Genomic DNA, 21,598 nt, shown 5'->3' with positions numbered 1-21,598 from the left:
CTCATTGCTCAGTGCCCTTGCTGCTCTATTACTACCTGCTCGCTGGTTTTGCCAAAGCGGCGTTGACGTTTTGCAAACTCTGCGATCATCAAAGCCAGCTCTTCTGCTGTAAAATTCGGCCACAATGTGGGAGTGAAAAACAGCTCAGCATAAGCGGATTGCCATAATAAGAAATTAGAAATACGATACTCGCCGCCCGTACGCACTAGCATATCTACTGCTGGCGTGTCGGCTAATTGTACGTAGTTACCTAACAGCTCTTCGCTGACATCTTCAGCTTTTAATTCGCCATCTTGTACTTGCTGAGCCAGCTGTTTTGCTGCATTTGCAATATCCCATTGTCCACCGTAGCTAATCGCAATCACCAGCGTCATCGCATCAAACTCTGCCGTCTTTTCTTCTGCGTCAGCCATTAGCGTTTGTAGTGACTCACTAAGCTGGCTGCGATCACCAATGAAACGCAAGCGAATACGATACTTATTCATTCGCGGCATTTGCTCATGAATCGTCGATGTGAGTAGCTTCATCAACAATGCTACCTCACTAGGCGGTCTCTGCCAATTTTCGCTAGAAAACGCAAAAACGGTCAGCACTTTAATGCCTGTATTGACACAATAATCAACAAGGGGATCTAGTGCATTTTTACCCGCTACATGACCTTGGCCTTGGCCTAAATTATTGGCCTTACCGTAGCGATTGTTACCATCCATAATAATGGCAATGTGACGAGGAAGAATAGCGGACGCCAAAACGGCTGAAGTGGACATAGGCGAACTTGCTTATTGTTAAGGTAAAATAATAATAACGTGTGCAACGGCGAATAAAAAGTGCCATTTATATAATTCACTAACTTATCATAATTATATTGTGAATTTTTAATGCTCAGAATGCGATGAACAAAGTCTAATCAATCGCGTTTTTGGCATGTTCTAGATATGGCTGCATATAGTTGATTCAGTTTAAAAGAGAGACCAGCAACCGAGTTCAGATGTATATGCGATACTTCAATCGAGGTTAACGCTGCGACTCTTTTATAGAGGATTAACTATATCAGTCTACACAATAATAAACAGCCAATAGCTACAAAGTATTGGCTGCTCAATTACAGATAATCTACCGAACTGATTCTTGCTATAAATACCAAATATATCAGTATTAAACTTCCATCAAATCGCTTTCTTTCTTGCTCAAGCGAGCATCAATCGTTTCGATATATTTGTCAGTGATTTTCTGAATGTCATCACTAGCGCGGCGCTCATCGTCTTCTGAGATTTCCTTTTCTTTTGCCAAGTCTTTGATGTCATTCATCATGTCACGGCGAATATTACGGATAGAAACGCGGCTGCTCTCAGCTTCCCCACGTGCAAGCTTTTGCATATCGCGACGAGTATCTTCTGTCAATGCTGGCATCGGCACACGAATCACATCAGCAGACATTGGGTTTAGACCCAAATCTGCTTCACGAATGGCCTTATCTACTGCTTGCACCATCGTACGGTCAAACGGTTGAACCAGCAAGGTACGTGAGTCTTCGACGTTGACGCTTGCCACTTGGTTCAATGGGGTATCAGAACCGTAGTAGCTGACCATCACACCTGACAACATACCTGGATGCGCACGGCCAGTACGAACTTTACTGAAAGTGCTTTCAAGCGCTTCCAACGTTTTTTGCATGCGTGCTTCGCCGTCTTGCTTAATCTCTTTAATCATTGTGTATCCTTATTTATCGTTACCGACAAATTTTTTATTTGCTATTGGGATATTAATTATTTATTGCTAATCGTTAGCTATTTACTGACGTTAGTTTCCAGTATCGCATCAATTAATGAAAAACTCGTGTGCCTTCATTTTCACCCATAATGACATTTAACAATGCATTAGGCTTAGTCATGTCAAACACTTGCAGCGGTACGTTATGCTCACGGCACAATGCGATAGCCGTTAAATCCATGACGCCTAGCTTTTGCTCTAGTACCTCATCAAAAGTCAGACCATCATATTTGACTGCATCGTCATGTAGACTTGGGTCTTTGTCATAAACGCCGTCAACCTTAGTCGCTTTTAAAATCAAACCAGCTTCGATTTCGATACCGCGCAAACAAGCAGCGGTGTCAGTGGTAAAGAATGGGTTACCAGTACCTGCAACAAAGATACAAACTTCGCCGTTTTTGAGATAACGAATCGCATTACGACTACTATAGCTTTCGGTAACTTCACCAATCGGTAACGCTGACATCAAACGAGTTTTGATATTGCGACGCTCAAGCGCATCACGCATTGCCAGTCCGTTCATAACGGTCGCTAGCATGCCCATCTGATCACCAGTAACACGGCCAACCAGACCTTCTTTTTGTAATTGCGCACCGCGATATAAGTTACCACCGCCGACCACGATACCAACTTGGACACCAAGTCCACGCAAGTGAGCGATAGACAAGCTCATTTTATCAAGCACTTCGGTATCAATACCCATGTCTTTACTGCCAGCTAAGGCTTCACCGGAGAGTTTCAGCAAGATACGAGCGTAACGCGGGTTTTTGTCAGACATGAGGTCACCTTGTTATTATGAAATTATAAAGAAAATTATCGGTAAAATACAAATCGAGTTTGCCCACAACGCTACACTTACAGCTAAGCGTATTAAAAAGGCTAAATTGCGCTAATTGTAGCAAAAACTGCCCCTCATTGGGCAATTTTCACTCGCATATCTTATTGGATATCTAGCTTTGATAACTGGCGAATAGATCGTATTCGCTAGCATCGTCGATAGTCACGGTTAAGAACTGCCCTACTTTAACTTGAGCGTTGATGTCATCAACATAGACATGACCATCAATTTCAGGTGCATCAGCATAGCTACGGCAAATAGCAATATTTTCATCGCTATCAATTTCATCGACCAATACCGTTAAAGTCTTGCCGACTTTTTCTTGTAGCTTTTGCGCTGAAATATCTTGCTGTAGCGCCATTAAACGCTCATAGCGAGATTGTTTAACGTCTTCAGGCACATGATCAGGCAAATCATTAGCCACTGCGCCTTCTACTTCTGAATAAGTAAATGCACCCACGCGATCGAGGCGTGCTTCAACTAGCCAATCAAGCAAGCACTGAAAATCTTCTTCAGTCTCACCAGGGAAACCAACCACAAAGGTCGAGCGAATCACGATATCAGGACAAATCTCACGCCATGCTTTGATACGAGCCAAGGTGTTTTCGCTATGCGCAGGACGTTTCATCGCTTTTAGGATGCGATGGCTGGCATGCTGGAACGGAATGTCCAGATAAGGAAGCAGTTTCTTCTCACCCATCAACTCAACGACTTTGTCTACATGTGGATACGGATAGACATAATGCAAGCGAACCCAAATGCCCAAATCGTTCAATGCTTGGCATAAGTCATAAAACTTAGACTTGAGCGGCATGCCATTCCAAAAGCTGATCTTGTACTTTAGGTCAAGACCATATGCCGAGGTATCTTGCGAGATGATAAGCAATTCTTTCACGCCAGCTTTTTTGAGCGCCAGTGCTTCATTCATCACATTATCAATCGGACGTGAGTCCAAATCGCCGCGTAAGCTTGGGATAATGCAGAACGTACAGCGGTGGTTGCAGCCTTCTGAGATTTTTAGATATGCATAATGGCTTGGGGTCAGTTTGATACCCGCTTCATTAATCAAATCTATTTTTGGATCATAGTTGGCGTCCTGACTGCGATTTGGCTTAGGCACATGCTGCGCCACTGCCGTAATCACTTCGTCATAGGCATGCGCGCCCGTCACTGCTAGTACAGCTGGATGCATCTCACGGATTTTGTCCGCTTCTTTGCCCAAGCAACCAGTAACAATCACTTTACCGTTTTTGCTAATTGCCTCGCCGATCGCATCGAGCGACTCTTGTACCGCTGACTCAATAAAGCCGCAAGTGTTTACCACGACCAAGTCAGCACCGTCGTAATCACTGGCTACTTGATAGCCGTCACGGCTTAGCTCAGTGATAATACGCTCACTATCTACCAATGCTTTTGGACAACCTAGTGACACAAAACCAATCTTTGGCGCCGCACTAACTGGCATCGCAGCAGTCGCATTGGCAGTTGTTACATCGCTGCTTTGGGCTACACTACGGTTTTGGTTGTGATTGGCTTTATGATGGTAAGGCTGTTTAGTATCTGTTTGACTGGCATCTGCCTGACTCTGCTCTTGTACTATGGTAGGCGCGGCAGGATTGAAGATAGTGGCAGTGTCTTTTACGGCAGATAGAGGAGCTGTTGCTGTCGTATTCACTGACTCGGTAGAAGTTTTGGACATGGCTGACCTTGCTAGAGATAAATTGGCTGAGCGCATTGTACGTTTTTTTTGCAAAAATCACCAGTTTTGCCGCTCTATAGTCTTGATTTGTGGTTAAATATTATCTCAAGCATCTGACTTTTTTGGGCCCTACTGATGAACGCTGATTTTATAACCGCCAAAACAACCCCTGACCTCGCATTTATATCTCAGCATTTATTCACCGCTATTTTATGGGTCAACGATGAGCTATCAATCACACGGTTGAATGCTCAAGCCGAGCAGCTACTCGCCATTAGTAGCGGCAGACTAATCAATCAATCCATCTTGACACTGCTCGCACCCGATGAGTTGAAGACTAAAGATACTGCATTTATCGATAATGATAGTAGTGATATAAATGAAAATGAGCCTTCGAGCGAGCCAGCATACTCGTTGACCGAGCGCTTTGTGCAAGCGCAAAACTATCAACAACCTTTTATCGATCATGACCACATCATAAAAACACCGCTAAATGGTAATTTATCATTGTCAGTCGACTATAGCGTCACGCCAGTCATCTATGAACAGCAGCCTTATTTTATTATCGAGATGTGGGGTAAAGATCGTCAAAGTCGTATCTCTGAGGAGCAGCGCCAACAACAGCAGTATACAGTGGCCCGTCATATGCTACGCTCGGTGGCGCACGAAATAAAAAACCCTCTTGCTGGTATTCGCGGGGCAGCCCAGCTGTTGCAACGGCAATTCATTAAATTCAGCGACGCATCTACTACTAGCACCTCTAGCGCTGATAATGCTTTGACAACTACCAACGCTGACACGCAGCATGATTTGCAAAAAATGAATCAAAAGCTGCGTAACTATACGGACATTATTATTTCAGAGACTGATCGATTGACCCATCTTATTGGGCAGCTTCTGGGTTCCAATCAACTGCCAAACTGGCAAACGCTCAATATCCATGAGCCTCTGGAGCATGTCTTAACCTTAGTGACCAATCAGTATCCACAGGTAGTGTTACAGCGTGATTATGATTTATCATTGCCAGAGTTATGCGCTGATAAGGATCAGCTGATTCAAGTGTTTTTAAACCTCATTAATAATGCTTGTGAGTCGATGACTGAGTTCGAACAAACGCTACAACAGAATAAAATCTCAGAGTCTCAAGAATCACCACAAGCTACCATGCAAACTGAGAGTAATTCTGACTATCAACCGACATTGCATATTCAAACGCGGGTTGCCTTTCAGCATACGATCGTCGGGCAGCAGCACAAGCAAGTGATGCAAATTACCATTACCGATAATGGCTCAGGTATTGATCCAGCATTGATCGGTCAGATATTTTTCCCAATGGTCACTAGCCGTGCAGCCGGTACAGGTCTTGGATTATCCATCGTTCAAGATATTATCAGTCATCATCATGGTATGATTGATGTGAGCTCGACAAAAGAGCAAGAAGATAAGCAAACCCGATTTACGCTATATCTACCATTTACTCAACCCATCACTGAGACATAACCCAAATTATGAATTTATGAATTAAAGGCTGCTAAATTTCATAACGCTAACTCCCAATCCCCAACTTACCATCAATAATTGCTGATTAGGCCCAATACATGACTGAATATAGCGACGACCTCCAACCTAAAAGCGATGATCAATCACCACAATCACAAATAGTAACTGTGAATAATGCACCCAGCGACCACCCTGCCACATTGTGGTTAATCGATGACGATGCAGCCCTACGTATGGTGTTGGCCGACACGTTTGAAGATGCTGGATTGACCGTTATCAGTTTTACTCAAGCACAAGCAGCATGGACTCGCCTTAATGATGTGTTAAAGCAGCAAGAGTCAGCTGAGCAATTACCAGACGTCATATTGACCGATATTCGTATGCCAATGATGGATGGATTGTCTTTTAGCGACTGGGTCCATCAGCATTTCCCTAAAATGCCAATCGTAATTATGACGGCACACTCAGACCTGACCTCTGCTATCAATAGCTATCAGACTGGTGCTTTTGAATACCTGCCCAAGCCTTTTGACTTAGATGACGCGGTTGCAACGATTTATAAAGCCATCAATTATCAGCCCAATTTAGAGACAACGACTGTTTCCCTTTCAGATGAACCTAATACCAATATAACGTCTGATACTTTCACTGAAGACCTTATAAAACCTAAAGCAGCCTCTGTTAGTAAGACAACTAAAGAAAATAAGAACAAAGGTGCCGGCGTAACCAAAGATAATGGGAACCCTAGCGGCATCATTGGACAGTCACCAGCCATGCAAACGGTGTTTCGTGCTATTGGCAGACTGGCTCAATCCCCCATTTCCGTCTTAATCACTGGTGAGTCTGGAACAGGTAAAGAGTTGGTGGCCAGTGCTCTACATCAGCACTCCCCGCGTAAACAGCAACCATTTATTGCGCTTAATATGGCAGCCATACCGCATGACTTGATCGAGTCTGAGCTATTCGGTCACGAAAAAGGCGCGTTCACTGGTGCAACAACGATGCGCCAAGGCCGTTTTGAGCAGGCAGACGGCGGTACCCTATTCTTAGATGAAATCGGCGACATGCCTTTTAGCACTCAGACACGGCTGTTACGCGTATTGGCCAATGGTGAGTTTTATCGTGTTGGTGGTCAGCAGCCGATAAAGGTCGATGTACGTATCATTGCAGCTACTCACCAAAACTTAGAAGAGCTGGTAAAACAAAGTCGATTCCGCGAAGATTTGTTTTATCGCCTCAATGTCATTCGTTTACCCCTACCACCACTACGTACACGCCCTGAAGACATTCCTGCATTAGCCCTCTACTTTATGCAGTCTGCCGCAGAGCAAATGAGTACCACCCCGAAGCATCTACATCCTGCCGCATTACAAATTATGCAGACGTTCGACTGGCGTGGTAACGTACGTCAATTAGAAAACGTCTGCTTGTGGCTCACGGTTATGGCTACTGGTGATACGGTGATGGCGACAGATTTGCCACCAGAGCTACTTGAAAACATCTCACCTAATACGGTGCTTTATGAAGAGCATGGCTCATCGAAGGAAGACGCTCAAGAGAACTTGGTACAAAATGGCGATGTATTAAATAGTAGTGCGTTAAACAATCAGCAAAATGATCGCAGTAGCCCGTTGCCTAAAAACCAAAGTTGGCAGCAAGCCTTGGCTGATTGGGCTGAGCAGTCGCTAAGCACGGGGGAAACTGATATTTTGCAAACAGCAACCCCTGAGTTTGAGCGCGTGTTATTAACAGCAGCACTCAATCATAGCGGCGGCAAAAAGATAGAGGCAGCGAGCTTACTTGGTTGGGGACGCAATACTCTGACGCGCAAATTGCAGCAGTTGGATATCTCTGCCCCGAGAGTACCAACTAAAGAATAAAAAACGATAATAAATTATTATTAATATCAACTACTTAAAATTAATATCAAAAATAATTAAAAATAATTGCAAATAGGGGTTGCCAAACAATTAAAACTCTATATAATAGCCAACCACTGAGACGCACTACCGAATCAGTTAACTGTCTAGATAGCGTTTGAGTTTAATCGCTTTTGATGATAGAGTAACGAAAATGGGGCTGTGGCGGAATTGGTAGACGCACCAGATTTAGGTTCTGGCGCCGCAAGGTGTGAGAGTTCGAGTCTCTCCAGCCCCACCATTTTCGGATAGTACATCTTAGACCAAATATCAAAACCTGCTTTTTAGCAGGTTTTTTTGTGTCTGGAATTTGGTATTAAAACTATAAAGTATCTTGTTAAAAGTATTAATCTACTTTTCTAACCTTTATAAATCCTTTAACACTTCATCCATACGCTAATAGCGACACTCCACCCTCTGAATCAATGCTTTCATGCACCTACCATAGCCAGAACTAATTAATAGAAATGTTTTCCTCACTATTATTGAATAATGCACTACGTTGATTTTTACGAAGAGCTTCACGTTGAATTATATTTTTTGCATCGACTTTTTCTAAAGGTAATCTTGTTTCGCGAGAAAGATCGCCATCGGCTATTAAAGATAAATAACGAGAACAACAAACTCTTAAAAAAGAGGTAAAATTGCTAATATCATGATCAGCATCGAGAGATTCAAGGTATAGCTTAGTGATCAGTTGATTAACCGTCATTTGATCGCGAAATGACAACTCTTCTAATATATCCCAAAAAAACACTTCTAAACGAATTGAAGTGACAACGCCCTGAATTCGAAGCGATTTGGTTTTAGAGCTCCACAAGCTATCGTCAGCACTCATAAAAAGTTGGCACATATATATATCCTCTCTCGATACTGGGGTCTATTGAACGTTCAACAGACCCGAATTAATGCTTATAGCAAGGCAACAAACTGCTTTAGCATCGCTGGGTGGGCAGGCCATGCAGGTGCCGTTACCAGTTGCCCATCTGTAATAGCGCCATCCATAGGTAACGTGACATACTCAGCGCCAGCCATTTCTATTTCTGGCTGACACGCAGGATAAGCAGATACTTTTTTACCCTTTAATACGCCCGCAGCTGTCAGCATTTGTGGCCCATGGCAAACCGAGGCAATCGGTTTATCAGTATTTGCGAAATGCTGAATCATTGCAATGACCTTAGCATTCAAACGCAAGTATTCTGGCGCACGTCCACCTGGTAAATACAAAGCATCGTAATCTGCGACATTGATATCAGCAAAAGACGCATTAAGGACAAAGTTATGACCGCGTTTTTCGGTATAAGTTTGGTCACCTTCAAAGTCGTGTATTGAGGTAGCGATGCTATCACCTGCCACTTTATCTGGACAGACCGCATCAACCTCATGCCCCATCGCTAGTAGCGCTTGGAACGGCACCATGTTTTCATAGTCTTCAACAAAATCACCAGTTATAATCAGTACTTTAGCCATGATATTCTCACTGTATTGTAATAAAACATTGTAATGAAATACGGGAACCCAAATTAGTTTATAGCGACTTCGCTTAAAATGAGCCTGAATATCCATTCAAACATAAAAAACAATGACTAGGTAATATATGAATACTACAAACAATCACTTTTTAAAATAAAATAATAAATTCAGCTATTTTCTAATAACTTTAAATCTATCAATATCTTATCCATCTCCTGATACCGTCTCTCTACACGCTTCGCCAATGCTTTGTCGACCATATATTGATAGTGACTATATTCTGCTGGTAACATTGGAATGGGTTGTTGGCAATGCTGAATCGCCCACGCTTTCGATTTCTCATTGCTATTGGCGCTTACCTGAAACGGGCGTTTGCCTGTTAGTATCTCAACTATCATTACGCCAAACGCGTAGATATCACTCTGTATAGTTGCACTCTGTCCTTGCCAGCGCTCAGGTGCGAGATACGCTGGTGTACCGGCAGGATTTGGTTGGCTATTAGCCATCGTCATACATTGTGATAAAGCAAAATCAGTGAGTAACAATCTAGGAGTCAGACTATTACTCATGGTATCTGCGGGCCATTCATCGTCAGAACCTTCAATCAAAATATTACTGGGCTTAATATCATTATGTAGCCAACCAGCCTGATGCAAATTAGCTATCAAGTATGCGGATTGAGTGATGAAATGATGCTTTTGTGACGCTATTAGTGACAGGTGTTTTGAAGCGGTCAGCTGACTCGCCAAGCTACCATTAGAGTAATAAGGCATAACAACAATTATTAGCTTTTGAGGCTGCTCTAGTATTTGAACGTTTACACAATGATGAGCCAATAGTGGCGGTGCAATAGCATTATCTTTGATTTTCGATGAAGCATTTACAGCAGCTAAAATATCCGCTTCATGAGTTAAATCAGAAGCGATAGGATAAGCGCCATCACTCAACTGCCATTTAATCATCACGCTACCAAATTGTGGATGCTGGGCGCGCGTTAGACCTTGGAAGTAAGTATTGTCGATATGTTGCGTTTTGGCATCTTGCGTTTGTTCTGTGCTTTGCTGAGCAATACGTTGATGCACTATCTCACTAAAATCTTGTGCGTCCAGTTCTTGGTTAATAATAGGCAATAGCTGCATCGCCTGCGCTTGCAAGGCTTGCGTAATAGGCGGATTACTGGCACTATTTTCCATGGTATTGTTTCTCATAATATAGTGAGATTATTGCCTTCCCATTCGTATCATTTCCAAAGATAATAATAGCGCGAATAATGATTACAAGTACTATGATTACTAGGTACTAAGATTGTAGGCACTGAAATTTCAGCAGCGTTAACTGTATTTTTGGGTATGGTATTAAAGACAACCTTAATTGCTAGAGCCACTATGTCCCAACCAAATATCCCAACCATGCCATCTGACCAACCTACTTATACCCTACCTGCACCGTTGTTAGACTTACTCAGTCAATACTTACAAGAGCGAGTCACACCAACTATTGAAATTGATCCGAGCCAGCTTGCTTATCGCTGGGTTGGTGGACGCACTGGTCACCTGCAGCCTTTGTCGGTCAACCTGTTTTTGAGCTTAGATGACTTGCATGGTATCGATACGCAAAAGTTGAAACTGGTACAAAACACCCGTCAGTTTATTAAAGGTTACCCTGCCAACCATGTATTGATGTCAGGGACACGCGGTGCCGGTAAGTCATCATTGATTCGCGCTTTGCTACAAGCCCATTATAGTGAAGGCTTGCGTATTATTGAGGTTGCGCGCGATGATCTGCAAGTATTGGATAAGATTCGTGCTGCTATTAATGCCCTACCAGCAGATTGTCATTGCCGCTATATCGTATACTGTGATGACCTCGCTTTTAATGGTCAAGACGAAAGCTATCGTGCGCTAAAGAGCGTACTCGATGGCTCGCTAGACTCTGAGCAAGACAAACTACTGGTCTACGCCACCAGTAATCGTCGTCGCTTGCTACCGCAGATGATGAAAGACAATGTCGATATCTATAATGGGCAGACGGATGAAGTCAATCCCTATGAGGCCATTGATGAGACCGTGTCATTATCAGATCGGTTCGGTTTGTCCCTCACCTTCCATCCTATGGATCAGCAGACTTATCTGCATATTGTTCAGCACTATCTGAGTTTAGAGCAGCAAAAAATCTCAGCTGATGTGGATAGTGATGCTAAGGGGATTTTGGAAAGTCAATCTATGCCTGATAAGATCAGAAAGGATGCGCTACGCTGGGCCTCAGAACGTGGTGGTCGCTCAGGACGAGTTGCTTATCAATTTAGCCGTTTTTGGAGTGGTAAAACACAATTGGCTATCGAAGACAGTAAGTACTAGGTCATATTTAACGCTAAATCATATCTAAGCTTAACGATGTCTAATCACTGCGTGCAGAGCCTATATACTGCACGCGACTCTCTTCTTGACTGTTCTCTTGATTGCTTACCGATTCAACTGCACCATCAACCATATATTGGTCAAAATCTGCCGCCAGCCATAGATTACCTTTGTAGACGCTCTCAGCATCTAAACGAATATATGCCATATTTGGCGTTTCGCTATCTGGATTATCAAAGTTCTGATAGCGAGCGCTAAAGTGGGTCAAAATGATGTTTTTCAGGTTCATCTTTTGCGCGAATGTGCCCACCACATGCGCACTGCTATGCATTGGGTCATAGTCAGGGTTTCTGGCTTGAATAGCCATCATGACCTCATGCGTATAAGTGGCTTCATGCACCAATAAATCCGCATTGATAACGGCTTTGCTTAACAAATTTGGCGCATCATTGTCTCCTGCCACCACCACTCGCGTCCGCTGTATCTCATTGTCAACATAATCTACTGAGCGCAATTGTCTATTACCCTCAGTCGTGACATCTTCGCCTTGCTGTAACTTGCCCCACAATGCGCTTGCTGGAATACCATCTGCCACAAGCTTATCTGTATTAAGGATGCGGCGGCTAATAGTCTGGGTAATACCAAAGGCATGAGAAGCAACCCGATGCGATAGCCGCGTGATATCAATATCAAGCTGATGTTGGTCGCTTAAGCTAATACTGACCTTGTTCGTATCACCTTGCTCAGCCAACACCTCTTCAATCGCTATAAAATCGAGAGCAAAAGGTAAATACAATTCCGTGGTTAAGGTAATGGCTTCGAGCAGTGTCGCGATTGCTTTTGGGGCAATCAAAGTTAATGGTTCACGGCGCCCTGACATAGCAGCACTTGCTAATAGTCCTGGCAGACCGTAGCAATGGTCACCATGCACATGAGTGATGCAAATAGCAGCCAATTGATGCAATGAGAGCTTGGTATGTAGCAACTGCTGCTGCGTGCCTTCACCACAATCAATCAGCACCCATGGGCGCGATTTTTTACTCTGATTACTCTGTTGACGACTTCCTTGCTGTACGCCAGAGGTATGCGGATTTAAACACTCTATGGCCAATGCGGTCACATTACGCTGTTTGGTCGGTACACCTGCGGAGGTACCCAAAAAGGTTAGCTTTAGCATAGTGATGCCTTTTATTTATCAGGAGTACTGGCTCAGAAGTACGAGAGCATCTCTTCATCGTAAATCAATGACAGAAATAAGATAAACGAAGAATATGCCCTAGCTACGACAGTTGGCATATCATGGTTTTTTGACCTTCAACCATTTGTCCACCATTGCCAGTACACTCATTTACCATATTTGATTCGTAAGATTTCCAGCCACCATAAAAGCTCGCTGCACACAGAATTACCACTAGAATTTTCTGTGACCACGATTTGATAGAGACTTGCTGGCTATTAATCTGCTGTCTATTATTTTCTTGCATACTGATATTTTGCTTATTGAGTGATGTTTGAGTTGCTGACTGATTATCGTCTTTATCTAGGCTATCTTGTTTCAGATGGTCTTTATTCGAGGTATTTAGATCTGTCATAACATTATCCTAAAAAAGGCTTTGTTTATTCATAAACAAAGCCTTTGGTCTACATGGCTACTTAAGCGTTGAGAGATGATTATACCAGTATCCTCTAGAAATTCAGACGGCCGCCCTTTTTTTCTGCTCGCTTAAAGGCATCTCGCTCTTCGCAGCGTTTGAGCCAGTTCAAAAGATTGGTATATTTACTCTGATCTAAACCTGCACCAGCATTGGCACCTAAGACCGCAAGATGCATTTGAATATCAGCGGCGCTAAATTCACTACCTGCAAACCAATGGTTTTCATGTAGATGACGCTCCATCATATCTAGCATCTTCTCCAAACCGCTACTGATCATGTTCTTTTCAATCTGACCTTGGATTTTTTTGCTGATAGGTTTGATTAGCATTGGCGATTGAGACACTACTTTGGTGAATACCAAACGCATGACCAACAGTGGCATCAATGAAGCCTCTGCAAAGTGTAGCCAAAACGTGTAGGCTTCCCACGCTGCTTCGTTATTATCGTCAGGTTTGAACTGCTTTTCTTTATCATAGTGCTTAATCAAATACTCAATGATAAACCCTGACTCAATCAGCACACGATCGTCTGCTTCTAGTATCGGTGCATTACCAATCGGATGCACTTGCTTTAAGCTATCAGGGGCACGGTATGCCTTATTGCGCTCATAGCAAGTCAGTTTATAATCAACGCCGAGCTCTTCCAACAGCCAGATAATACGAAACGAGCGCGAGTTTGCTAAATGATGAAGATGTAACATAAACCGTCCTAGTTATATATTGTAGTAAATCAGCCATAATATCTCAGATATAGCGCCATATGTTCACTCAATCGCGGCACTACTGCTCTCGATAATAGCGTAATTTGTACTTCTTTAATACTGTGAGTTGGCAGACATACTAGAAAACTATGCCTACCGAATCGATACTATCTAAGACGGTGTACTCTTCAACATCAATCTAAATGCAATGCTTCAATCTTGCGCGTCATTTTATCTATTTTTTGCTGATACTTCTTGATCTGACGGAATCGATGCGCGATTAGCACGCCTTTGATACGGCGGTTTTTCAGACGACGGCGCGGTGGAAAACTGCCCACTTGTGGCTCATTGTAGCCATGTAAGCGGTCTTCACGTTTACGTGCCATATAGCCCAATGCGCTATCAGCAATCATAATCAGCAGTGCAATGAAAATCATGCTGTACATCAGCATGGAGCCACCATCATGTAGGCTGCGGTCTAAAATTGCGATTGAGAAGATAAACAAGAATATTGGCTCAAGGTAGCACAGAGTGCCAAATAGTGAGACAGGCAACTTCTGACTGGCCACCATCGTTAGTGACATCGCAGCGGTACTGATAATGCCTAATAACGGCAACAGATACCAAAGCTTGTGGTTGGTAATTGCTACTTCAAAACCACCATTCATATACAGCGCGACCAATACCACTGGCAACAACAATACAAGGTCTGAAATCAAACCAGTAATAGGCGGCACGGCCAACTTACGGCGTAGTAGATAATAAGGAGGATAACCCAAGCAAACAAACAAAGTCGCCCAAGAAATAGCACCATACTCAAAAATATCGTAAGCGATACCCAGACCTGCACATACAATGGCAGCCCACTGAAGTAAGCTCATGTCTTCGTTATAAAAGAACCTGCCGACAACGATCATAATCATCGGATATAGGAAGTAACCCAACGTGACCTCAAGCCCCAAACCATTGACTGGCGCCCACATAAATATCCAGATTTGCGCGCCCAAAATCGGTGTGGGTAATATGAATAAAAACCACTCTTTTGCGTTCTTTAGTGTTTTTAGATAATCAAAAATGTGCTGCCATTGCTTTAGTACGCTGACCAGCAGCACGAGACTAAAAAACATTGTCAGCACGCGCCACGAAGCGACTTGCGTACCTGATAATGGTTGCAGCAGTAGACCAAATAAGAACAGTAATGAGTATAAAAAATTTGCAGCGACAGCGGTGATTGTACCCTGCGAGGTTTGGTTAGTAGTCAGCATCACAACAGCCTTTAAAGATTGGGGCACATCCATGGCAATTTTTAAAAAAAACAAAAGCCTCAGACGAGAACGTCTGAGGCTTTTGCATATAAGGTCGTCGCGCAATCTAAGTTGAACGCTTTTGATGTATTAGGCTTACATCATGGTCGGCATTATGTCAAAGTCAGAATGAATAAGCAATGCCACTGCTCATCTAGTGTCTAAACTTTTAAATTGAGTAAATTTAATGCAGGTAAGTGCTTATTTTGCATCAAGTTGTTCGATTTTTTGCTGTATCTTATCCATCTTCTTTTGGTAACGACGAATCTTACGAAAACGATGGGCTTTTAGCACGCCATCGATACGCTGATTGATAAAATGACGACGCGGTGGAAAGCCGCCAATCTGAAGCTCTCTATAACCATGCAAGCGGTCATTACGCTGACGAACAAGGTAGCCTTTTACGCTATCAGCCATCATGACCAGTAGCGCAAGCGTAATCATGCCGTACATAAAGAGTGAACCACCTTCTTCAAGGCTTTGACTCAGAATAGTAATAGACAACACAAATAACAGCATTGGCTCGATATAACTTAACGCCCCAAACAGTGAAACAGGCAACTTGCTACTGGCAATCATCGTCAGCGACATCGCAAGCGCACTAAAAGCACCAAGCAGCGGCAGTAGATACCAGAACTTCATGTCTTGCACCGCAACATCAAAACCGCCCGTCATATATAGCACGACGAGCACGACTGGTGTCAACAGCGTCAAATCAAACAGTAACCCTGTAATGGGCGGTACAGAAAGGGTGCGCCGTAGCAGATAATACGGTGGATAACCCAAGCATACAAACAGTGTCACCCAAGATACTGATCCATACTGAACAATATCGTAGCCGATACCGAGTGCTGCAAATATCGCGGCAGCCCATTGCAAGATACTCATATATTCATGGTAAAAGAATCGACCAAGCACAATCATCACTAGCGGCAATAAAAAATAGCCCAATGTGACATCGAGACCAAACCCATTGACCGGTGCCCACATAAACAACCAAATCTGTCCACCTAGGATTGGCGCAGGCAGTATAAATATAAGCCATTCCTTGACTGTCTTTAGCGTCTTTATATAATCAAAAACACGTTGCCACTGCTTAGTCAAACTGACCAATATCACCAAACTGAGCAACATCATGAGCACACGCCATGATGCTACCTGCGTCCCTGTTAAGGGCAGCATAAACAGTCCAAACAAAAACATCATCGAGAATAAAAAGCTCGATGATACCGAAGCAACCGTTCCCTGAAAAGTTTGATTGGTCGTAAGCATAACAACAGCCTTAAAAAATAGAACCTTATTTACAGTATTGAAAAAATGAGAATGAAAAAACAAAAGCCTCCGACGATAACGTCAGAGGCTTTTTTCTAGAAAAATGCTAAGAGACTAGACTCAAAAGCTAATTACCAAGACTATTACTCGTCATCGTCTTATGCATAGTGAGTCTATTATAGATTGTCACTTGGTTTATGATCGTTTGCAATATCAATCGCATCATCGACGTCAGTAGTTGCAGTATTGTCAGTTGTCGCATCAATATCTATCTGCTCCTGACCTTCTACGTCAAACGTACCGTCTTCTCTCATGGCATCGATAAGTTCATCATCGCTCTCTTCATGCTCAACACGTGCCATGGCAACCAGTTTTTCATCTTTTGACAGACGAATCAATGTTACGCCTTGTGTATTACGACCAGAGCTAGCGACATGCTCAACTGGGGTACGAACCAACGTACCTTTATCAGAGATTAAAATGATATCGTCGGTAGAGTCAACCTTGGTCGCTCGTACTAGTGCGCCATTACGCTCGCTGGTCTTGATAGCGATCACACCGCCACCGCCACGATTTTGTGTATTGAACTCATCGATAAAGGTACGTTTACCAAAGCCATTTTCACAAGCAATCAAGATTTCACGTACATCATCTTCGATAACGACTAATGATTTGATAAATTCGTCAGTAGCCAGACGCATACCGCGGACGCCTTTAGCCGTACGGCCCATCGCACGCGCATCATTCTCATCAAAACGAATGGCTTTACCACTTGAAGCGAACAACATTACTTCTTGGCTACCATTAGTGATACGAGCGCTGACCAATTTGTCACCGTCTTCTAACCCAACCGCAATCAAACCGTTCGAGCGAATATTGGCAAACTGCTTCAGCTCTACCCGCTTCACTGTACCGTTGGCCGTGGCAAAGAATACAAAAGGCGGCTCTGCTTGGTTGCTATCTTCTACCGAATCGTCATCATTGCTTACTTCTGATACTTCACTTACTACTGATGTATCTTCTACGATTTTTGGAATTGGTAGTATGGTCGTAACGGTTTCGTCGCTATTTAGACCAATTAGATTAACCAATGGACGACCGCGAGCACCGCGACTGGCAATCGGCACTTCAAAACCACGTAAGCTAAAGACACGTCCACTATCAGTGAAACACAGTACCGTAGAATGCGTTGATGTCACGACTAAATGATCGATTACATCATCTTCTTTCATGGCCGTGGCAGACTTACCTTTACCGCCGCGTTTTTGTGCGACATAGTCATCAATCGGCTGAGTTTTGGCGTAGCCAGTACGCGATACCGTCATGACGACCGTTTGCTCAGGGATAAGGTCTTCGCGACTAAAGTCCATGCGTGAATCGATGATATCGGTACGGCGCTCATCACCAAAGTTATCACGAATCTCGATCATCTCATTAGAGATAATAGCCATCAGCTTATCAAAATCGCCAAGGATAGACTCTAAGTGTGCGATTTCACGCAGTAAGTCTTGGTATTCTTCGGTCAATTTATCTTGCTCAAGGCCAGTCAAACGATGCAGTTGCATGTCTAAAATCGCATTGACCTGTTCAAGTGACAAGCGATAGCGCTCTTCGCCTTCGATCAGACCAAACGGCGCTTTAGGATCTTCGCCATCGATAAACTCAGGACGTACCGATTGACTACCAGCAGCTGTGAGCATCGCAACGACACTACCTGAACCCCACGTGTTATTTAATAAGCTTTCACGTGCTAGACCACGGTTTGCAGAAGCTTTAATCGTCGCAATAATTTCGTCGATATTGGCTAGTGCGACCGTTAGACCTTCTAGCAAATGACCACGAACGCGGGCTTTGTTCAATTCATAAATCGTACGACGTGTCACCACTTCTTGACGATGACGGACAAATGCAGCGATAAGCTGACGCAAGGTCAATAGTTTTGGCTGACCATTATCCAGCGCCACCATATTGATACTAAAGCTAGACTCTAGCGGCGTTTGTAGAAATAGGTTATTAACGATAACTTCAGCAGTTTCTCCGCGACGCAAGTCAATGGCGATACGCATACCATCTTTATCAGACTCATCACGAATTTCGCTAATACCTTCGATTTTTTTATCACGAACAAGCTCTGCGATACGCTCGATCAGCTTGGCTTTGTTGGCCTGATAAGGTACTTCGGTAAATACAATACGCTCGCGATCACGGTTGACCCCAGAGTTACTCATCGGCTCGATGTGATAACGACCACGGATATGTAGACGACCTTTACCCGTGCGATAAGCATCTAAGATACCCGCACGACCATAGATAATGCCGCCTGTAGGGAAATCAGGACCTGAGATATGCGACATCAGCTCTTCGGCAGAGACTTGAGGATTTTCGGCATATGCCAAACACGCATTAATCACTTCGGTCAGGTTATGCGGTGCCATGTTGGTTGCCATACCTACCGCGATACCAGTGGCACCATTAACCAATAGGTTAGGAATACGCGCTGGCATCACACTTGGCATGCGCTCAGAGCCGTCGTAGTTGTCTTCCCAATCGACCGTATCTTTGTCCAAATCAGCGAGCATCTGGTGGGTCAGTTTGGTCATACGTACTTCGGTATAACGCATCGCTGCCGGAGGATCATCATCGATCGAGCCAAAGTTACCTTGACCATCAACCATTGGATAGCGCAAGCTAAAATCCTGCGCCATACGGACGATGGCATCATAGACGGCAATATCGCCATGTGGATGGTACTTACCGATAACATCACCGACCACACGTGCTGATTTTTTGTACGGTTTGTTATAATCGTTTGATAGCACGTGCATGGCATACATCACGCGGCGGTGTACAGGTTTGAACCCATCACGCACATCAGGCAGCGCACGCGAGACGATCACGCTCATCGCATAATCCAAATACGACTGCTTTAGTTCATCTACGATGCCAATAGGACTGACCGATTCGCTCATATACACTCCTTCACTCACATTTTTTTCTAACGTTGACACATCGCTTATGGCACCCGTAGATCATATAAAAATACTGCCACATAAATGGGCAGTCATGACCAAAATAGACACCATAAAAAAACACTGCTACACGTGCAAAACAATAGGAAAATAGCGATAGTTTTAATGTTTAATAAAAGAAGCTATTTTAGCACAAATTTGCTGATTTAGGGGGTTCTGAGTACCATTAAAATCAAGCTAGGCGGTTCATTCGCAGTGATATTTTGAATTATTGACACACACTAAAATAATTCTAATGACAGGTTTTTTTTGATTGGCTGATTTTGCCATTTTTACAGACGAACTTACCATCTGCTGAGCAATGAGACAGCCCGCCCATTTTACCTGAACAAGGCGTATTTCGAGCTTGTGCTTGGCTCATAGATGTAAAAGTAAATACTAGGGCGAGTAGCGCTGTGCTGATTGGTTTCATTGTTTATTCTCCGTATCTGATGGATATTAAATAGAAAAATACTATACTTATTAGCTATAGCTCGACAAGATTTATTTTGACTAACTGAGTGGATACTTATATTTCTATCTACAGTTCAACATGACATTTAATTTAACGCTAAAATCTTGAGCATAGGGCTCATACGTGGTTTGCATATAAGCTCTATTGGCAAACAACTAGGATGCTTAGAATATTTAGCCAATATAACAACACCTACAACTGTCTCTGACATAAACTAATTGTTTTTATGAGCACACTGTCTTCATAAGCAGACTGTATTTCAACATCATAATGTTTTCAAAATCATATTATTTTAATCAGCACATTATGATTTAAACCACTTTGATGCAGCTATTTTTTGAGTGATACTGGACAAAAAATTTCTAAACGCTACACTACCTCATCTTTTATAGCACTTACATAACGACCTAACAGGCTACTTTTATTATGGATATCATTCTTGCAATTGTTTGGATTTTAGCAATGGTGCTATACAGTTTTTCGAGCGATTATGTTGCTAGCTTTCCTAACCATAACAATCGCGCTGTCCCTTATGTCCGTTGGGGAGCACTTTTAGCCGCGATGGCTTTATCAGCATACTTGTCAAAAGCCTATCAAGAAAATCTACAAGGCAATGGTATGTGGGTGTTTGTTATTGTGGTATTTGTCGTTATTGTATTAGCGAAGGTCGTTTTTAAATGGGTAATTAACAGACGCCTGAAACGCTAGTTAATACTGAATAGTTTTATTAATTTGACCCTCTTACTTATTGAACTAAATACCTTATGCCAATTAGACATCAAGATAGCCAGCCTGACTCAAACCTTTCTATACCAGCAGAAAACGATCGAGCAGATCGTAGTTTCGATGCCATTGCCGATCATTTCGAAAAGAAAGTCTATGGTGGTTTAAAAGGCGAGATTCGATTGGCTGTGCTACGCCGTGATATTTTCGAATATAGCGCACAAATGAGTGAGGCGCTTGGGCGACCTTTACGCATCTTGGATGTGGGTGCAGGGCTTGCGCAAATTGCGATAGAACTTGCTGCTCAAGGTCATAACGTAGTCATAAATGACATCTCAGCAAATATGCTTGAGAAGGCAAAAGCGAGCGCAGAGAAAATCGATAAAAAGCTAGACATCACTTGGTATATTTGCCCTTATCAAGCGCTTGAAGAAAAACTGGCTCAGACAGAGACAGAGACAGAGACAGAAAAATTTGATTTGATTATGTCGCACGCGCTACTTGAATGGTTGGCAGAACCAGCGGCGGTTATGGACTTTTTTGATCAGCATTTAACAGATGATGGTGCGCTATCTTTGTGCTTTTATAATCCTGCAAGCTTTGATTATCGTAACCTTATCATGGGAAATTTTAATCTACTCGATAATACAAACTATAAGGCAGACAACAAGAAAAGTCTGACACCCAATCATCCCGTCGCTAAAGAAGAGGTTCAGTCTTGGTTAAAGGCGCATGACTATCAGACGGTGCGCAGCAGTGGCTTGCGGGTATTTCATGATTATGCACCACTCAAGCGTGGCGGGCATAACGACCCAGATGCAGTGATTAGAATGGAGTTACGCTACTCACAATTAGAGCCGTACAAATGGCTTGGGCGTTACTTACACATTTTGGCTAAACGGTAA

The 21,598-nt window shown here is 43.2% G+C and carries 19 protein-coding genes and 1 tRNA gene; 6 read left to right on the top strand and 14 right to left on the bottom strand.

Going from position 1 to position 21,598, the window contains the following annotated elements:
* Positions 1-8 precede the first annotated feature (8 nt).
* The 4 genes from uppS to rimO form a co-directional block, all read right to left on the bottom strand.
* On the bottom strand, positions 9-767 hold the full coding sequence (gene uppS / locus I3249_RS01565) for a polyprenyl diphosphate synthase (protein WP_238068204.1): 759 nt from the start codon (positions 765-767) through the stop codon (positions 9-11).
* A 388-nt stretch (positions 768-1,155) separates the two neighbouring features.
* Positions 1,156-1,710, bottom strand: coding sequence for a ribosome recycling factor (gene frr, locus I3249_RS01560; protein ID WP_057759123.1), 555 nt, complete (start codon positions 1,708-1,710; stop codon positions 1,156-1,158).
* 112 nt (positions 1,711-1,822) lie between these two features.
* Entirely contained in the window at positions 1,823-2,548 is a 726-nt protein-coding gene (gene pyrH / locus I3249_RS01555) for a UMP kinase (protein ID WP_057759121.1), read from the bottom strand.
* A 172-nt stretch (positions 2,549-2,720) separates the two neighbouring features.
* On the bottom strand, positions 2,721-4,307 hold the full coding sequence (gene rimO / locus I3249_RS01550; protein ID WP_238068202.1) for a 30S ribosomal protein S12 methylthiotransferase RimO: 1,587 nt from the start codon (positions 4,305-4,307) through the stop codon (positions 2,721-2,723).
* Positions 4,308-4,442: 135 nt separating this feature from the next.
* Between rimO and I3249_RS01545 the strand changes: the two genes are divergently transcribed.
* The 3 genes from I3249_RS01545 to I3249_RS01535 all read left to right on the top strand — a co-directional run bounded on the left by I3249_RS01545 (position 4,443) and on the right by I3249_RS01535 (position 7,967).
* A complete protein-coding gene (locus tag I3249_RS01545; protein ID WP_238068200.1) occupies positions 4,443-5,807 on the top strand; it encodes an ATP-binding protein in 1,365 nt (454 codons plus the stop codon).
* Between the two features lie 98 nt (positions 5,808-5,905).
* Entirely contained in the window at positions 5,906-7,687 is a 1,782-nt protein-coding gene (locus tag I3249_RS01540) for a sigma 54-interacting transcriptional regulator (protein WP_238068198.1), read from the top strand.
* A gap of 195 nt (positions 7,688-7,882) precedes the next feature.
* Positions 7,883-7,967 (top strand) — tRNA-Leu (locus I3249_RS01535).
* A 213-nt stretch (positions 7,968-8,180) separates the two neighbouring features.
* On the opposite strand, the gene I3249_RS01530 is transcribed toward I3249_RS01535, so the two are convergent.
* The 3 genes from I3249_RS01530 to I3249_RS01520 form a co-directional block, all read right to left on the bottom strand.
* Positions 8,181-8,579: a ribbon-helix-helix domain-containing protein gene (locus tag I3249_RS01530; protein WP_238068196.1), complete on the bottom strand. Its 399-nt coding sequence runs from the start codon at positions 8,577-8,579 to the stop codon at positions 8,181-8,183.
* A gap of 59 nt (positions 8,580-8,638) precedes the next feature.
* Entirely contained in the window at positions 8,639-9,199 is a 561-nt protein-coding gene (locus I3249_RS01525) for a DJ-1/PfpI family protein (protein WP_346268572.1), read from the bottom strand.
* A gap of 167 nt (positions 9,200-9,366) precedes the next feature.
* Positions 9,367-10,392: a protein kinase gene (locus I3249_RS01520; protein ID WP_238068192.1), complete on the bottom strand. Its 1,026-nt coding sequence runs from the start codon at positions 10,390-10,392 to the stop codon at positions 9,367-9,369.
* 216 nt (positions 10,393-10,608) lie between these two features.
* On the opposite strand from I3249_RS01520, the gene I3249_RS01515 reads away from it, so the two are divergent.
* Positions 10,609-11,556: an ATP-binding protein gene (locus I3249_RS01515; RefSeq protein ID WP_238068248.1), complete on the top strand. Its 948-nt coding sequence runs from the start codon at positions 10,609-10,611 to the stop codon at positions 11,554-11,556.
* Between the two features lie 40 nt (positions 11,557-11,596).
* Here the strand turns inward: I3249_RS01515 and I3249_RS01510 are convergent, their stop codons facing one another.
* The 7 genes from I3249_RS01510 to I3249_RS01480 all read right to left on the bottom strand — a co-directional run bounded on the left by I3249_RS01510 (position 11,597) and on the right by I3249_RS01480 (position 19,928).
* The gene (locus I3249_RS01510) at positions 11,597-12,733 is read right to left on the bottom strand and encodes a ribonuclease Z (protein WP_238068190.1); all 1,137 of its coding nucleotides are present in this window, start codon (positions 12,731-12,733) and stop codon (positions 11,597-11,599) included.
* A 103-nt stretch (positions 12,734-12,836) separates the two neighbouring features.
* Positions 12,837-13,148 (bottom strand): hypothetical protein, encoded by a 312-nt coding sequence (locus tag I3249_RS01505; protein WP_238068188.1) that lies wholly within the window; start codon positions 13,146-13,148, stop codon positions 12,837-12,839.
* 94 nt (positions 13,149-13,242) lie between these two features.
* Positions 13,243-13,911: a glutathione S-transferase gene (locus tag I3249_RS01500; RefSeq protein ID WP_102094352.1), complete on the bottom strand. Its 669-nt coding sequence runs from the start codon at positions 13,909-13,911 to the stop codon at positions 13,243-13,245.
* Positions 13,912-14,105: 194 nt separating this feature from the next.
* Positions 14,106-15,176, bottom strand: a complete 1,071-nt coding sequence (gene rarD / locus I3249_RS01495) for an EamA family transporter RarD (protein WP_101206186.1) — start codon at positions 15,174-15,176, stop codon at positions 14,106-14,108.
* 240 nt (positions 15,177-15,416) lie between these two features.
* The gene (gene rarD, locus I3249_RS01490; protein WP_238068186.1) at positions 15,417-16,487 is read right to left on the bottom strand and encodes an EamA family transporter RarD; all 1,071 of its coding nucleotides are present in this window, start codon (positions 16,485-16,487) and stop codon (positions 15,417-15,419) included.
* Between the two features lie 176 nt (positions 16,488-16,663).
* The gene (gyrA, locus tag I3249_RS01485) at positions 16,664-19,456 is read right to left on the bottom strand and encodes a DNA gyrase subunit A (RefSeq protein ID WP_238068184.1); all 2,793 of its coding nucleotides are present in this window, start codon (positions 19,454-19,456) and stop codon (positions 16,664-16,666) included.
* Positions 19,457-19,748: 292 nt separating this feature from the next.
* Entirely contained in the window at positions 19,749-19,928 is a 180-nt protein-coding gene (locus I3249_RS01480) for a hypothetical protein (protein WP_238068182.1), read from the bottom strand.
* 468 nt (positions 19,929-20,396) lie between these two features.
* On the opposite strand from I3249_RS01480, the gene I3249_RS01475 reads away from it, so the two are divergent.
* Positions 20,397-20,678: a hypothetical protein gene (locus I3249_RS01475; protein WP_165598548.1), complete on the top strand. Its 282-nt coding sequence runs from the start codon at positions 20,397-20,399 to the stop codon at positions 20,676-20,678.
* 56 nt (positions 20,679-20,734) lie between these two features.
* Positions 20,735-21,598 (top strand): methyltransferase domain-containing protein, encoded by an 864-nt coding sequence (locus I3249_RS01470; RefSeq protein ID WP_238068180.1) that lies wholly within the window; start codon positions 20,735-20,737, stop codon positions 21,596-21,598.

Source organism: Psychrobacter sp. Ps1 (assembly GCF_022129425.1).
Taxonomy (GTDB): Bacteria; Pseudomonadota; Gammaproteobacteria; order Pseudomonadales; family Moraxellaceae; genus Psychrobacter.
The sequence above is the reverse complement of the archived record's forward strand: the minus strand, read 5'-3'. Positions and strand labels throughout refer to the sequence as shown.

Excerpts from the sequence above, each read along its gene's own strand:
- uppS (WP_238068204.1), bottom strand. The coding sequence starts at position 767 with ATGTCCACTTCAGCCGTTTTGGCGTCCGCTATTCTTCCTCGTCACATT.
- frr (WP_057759123.1), bottom strand. The coding sequence starts at position 1,710 with ATGATTAAAGAGATTAAGCAAGACGGCGAAGCACGCATGCAAAAAACG.
- pyrH (WP_057759121.1), bottom strand. The coding sequence starts at position 2,548 with ATGTCTGACAAAAACCCGCGTTACGCTCGTATCTTGCTGAAACTCTCC.
- rimO (WP_238068202.1), bottom strand. The coding sequence starts at position 4,307 with ATGTCCAAAACTTCTACCGAGTCAGTGAATACGACAGCAACAGCTCCT.
- I3249_RS01545 (WP_238068200.1), top strand. The coding sequence starts at position 4,443 with ATGAACGCTGATTTTATAACCGCCAAAACAACCCCTGACCTCGCATTT.
- I3249_RS01540 (WP_238068198.1), top strand. The coding sequence starts at position 5,906 with ATGACTGAATATAGCGACGACCTCCAACCTAAAAGCGATGATCAATCA.
- I3249_RS01530 (WP_238068196.1), bottom strand. The coding sequence starts at position 8,579 with ATGTGCCAACTTTTTATGAGTGCTGACGATAGCTTGTGGAGCTCTAAA.
- I3249_RS01520 (WP_238068192.1), bottom strand. The coding sequence starts at position 10,392 with ATGGAAAATAGTGCCAGTAATCCGCCTATTACGCAAGCCTTGCAAGCG.
- I3249_RS01515 (WP_238068248.1), top strand. The coding sequence starts at position 10,609 with ATGCCATCTGACCAACCTACTTATACCCTACCTGCACCGTTGTTAGAC.
- I3249_RS01510 (WP_238068190.1), bottom strand. The coding sequence starts at position 12,733 with ATGCTAAAGCTAACCTTTTTGGGTACCTCCGCAGGTGTACCGACCAAA.
- I3249_RS01505 (WP_238068188.1), bottom strand. The coding sequence starts at position 13,148 with ATGACAGATCTAAATACCTCGAATAAAGACCATCTGAAACAAGATAGC.
- I3249_RS01500 (WP_102094352.1), bottom strand. The coding sequence starts at position 13,911 with ATGTTACATCTTCATCATTTAGCAAACTCGCGCTCGTTTCGTATTATC.
- rarD (WP_101206186.1), bottom strand. The coding sequence starts at position 15,176 with ATGCTGACTACTAACCAAACCTCGCAGGGTACAATCACCGCTGTCGCT.
- rarD (WP_238068186.1), bottom strand. The coding sequence starts at position 16,487 with ATGCTTACGACCAATCAAACTTTTCAGGGAACGGTTGCTTCGGTATCA.
- gyrA (WP_238068184.1), bottom strand. The coding sequence starts at position 19,456 with ATGAGCGAATCGGTCAGTCCTATTGGCATCGTAGATGAACTAAAGCAG.
- I3249_RS01480 (WP_238068182.1), bottom strand. The coding sequence starts at position 19,928 with ATGAAACCAATCAGCACAGCGCTACTCGCCCTAGTATTTACTTTTACA.
- I3249_RS01475 (WP_165598548.1), top strand. The coding sequence starts at position 20,397 with ATGGATATCATTCTTGCAATTGTTTGGATTTTAGCAATGGTGCTATAC.
- I3249_RS01470 (WP_238068180.1), top strand. The coding sequence starts at position 20,735 with ATGCCAATTAGACATCAAGATAGCCAGCCTGACTCAAACCTTTCTATA.